The organism is Pseudomonas sp. NCIMB 10586 (assembly GCF_023127895.1).
In the GTDB taxonomy this organism is placed as follows: domain Bacteria; phylum Pseudomonadota; class Gammaproteobacteria; order Pseudomonadales; family Pseudomonadaceae; genus Aquipseudomonas; species Aquipseudomonas synxantha_A.
Map to the genome: position 1 here is coordinate 127,073 of NZ_SPKQ01000051.1, position 1,277 is coordinate 128,349.

The window sequence follows — 1,277 nt, forward strand, 5'->3', positions numbered from 1 at the left end:
GGATATCGCGACCGACCATGCAGGTCACCAACTGGTCGTGGGTCAGCGTGCTCATGTCTTCGAAGGTGCGCACGTAGCGACCGTCCTTGAACACCGTCACCGCGTCGCAAATACGGAACACTTCTTCCATGCGGTGCGACACATAGAGCACCACTTTGCCCTCGTCGCGCAGGCGCGCAATGATTGCCATCAGCCGGTCGATTTCCCGCGCCGACAAACTGCTGGTGGGCTCATCGAAGGCGATCACGTTGGCACCGCGGGACAACGCCTTGGCGATTTCCACCAGTTGGCGCTGGCCCAAAGACAGGCGCCCGAGCTTCTCGTCGGGGTCGATCTCATCGGCCAGGCCCTTGAGACATGCCAGCGCCTGCTGGCGCAGCACGCCGCGGTTGACCACACCGAAACGCGTCGGCAAGTGCCCGAGGAACAGGTTCTCGGCCACGCTCATTTCCGGCACCAGGTGCAGCTCCTGGTGGATCACCGCGACACCGTTGGCGATGCTGTCGGCAGCGCTCTTGAACACCATGACCTGCGCGCCGATCTGCACGCTGCCGCTGCTGGGAATGTAGGCGCCGCCGAGGATTTTCAGCAGCGTCGACTTGCCCGCACCGTTCTCGCCCATCAGGGCGTGCACCTGCCCGGGGTGGGCGGTGAAGCTGATGCCGTCCAGCGCCTTGACCCCGGGAAAGGTTTTGCCGATCGCGTCAAAACGCAGGGCCGCAGCGGTCATTTCCACAACCCGATTTTGGTCAACTCTTCCTTGAAGTTCTCGCGGGTGATCAGGGTGACTTCGTCCATGGCGGTGTACTTCGGTGGTTCAGTGCCTTTGGTGACCCACTCGTACATCATCAGCGCGGTGTTGTAACCCTCGATGTGCGGGCTCGGCAGCATGGAACCGAAGAAGCCGCTGTCGGCTTTCTTCAATTCGCCAATGGCGTCGGTGCCATTGATGCCGATGCCGATGACGTTGGCCGCCTTGAAGCCGGCACTTTCGGTGGCGCGCACGCCGCCCAGCACCGTGTTGTCGTTCATGCCGCCGATGATCAGGTTCTTCGCCCCGCTCGGCAGCTTGACCAAGGCCGAGTTGGTGGCGTCCATGCTGCCGGGTACGTCGAGGGTTTTAAGCGCGGCGGTGAGGATGTGATCCTTGGGAATACCGGCGTCTTCCAGGGATTTGATCGAGCCGTCGGTGCGCTTCTTGCCGGTGTCGAGTTCGTTGAAGGTGTTGATCACCGCATAAGTGTCCTTCCAGTCCCAGCCGCGTTTTTTCGCTTCGG

The 1,277-nt window shown here is 61.9% G+C and carries 1 protein-coding gene and 1 pseudogene; both read right to left on the bottom strand.

The features are described 5' to 3' along the window. On the bottom strand, positions 1 to 730 hold a 730-nt coding region (locus E4P01_RS26880; RefSeq protein WP_248130177.1), incomplete at its 3' end, for an ATP-binding cassette domain-containing protein. Further along, positions 727 to 1,277: pseudogene (locus E4P01_RS26885) on the bottom strand (arabinose ABC transporter substrate-binding protein); the annotation flags it as partial. The pseudogene E4P01_RS26885 and the gene E4P01_RS26880, both read right to left, overlap by 4 nt.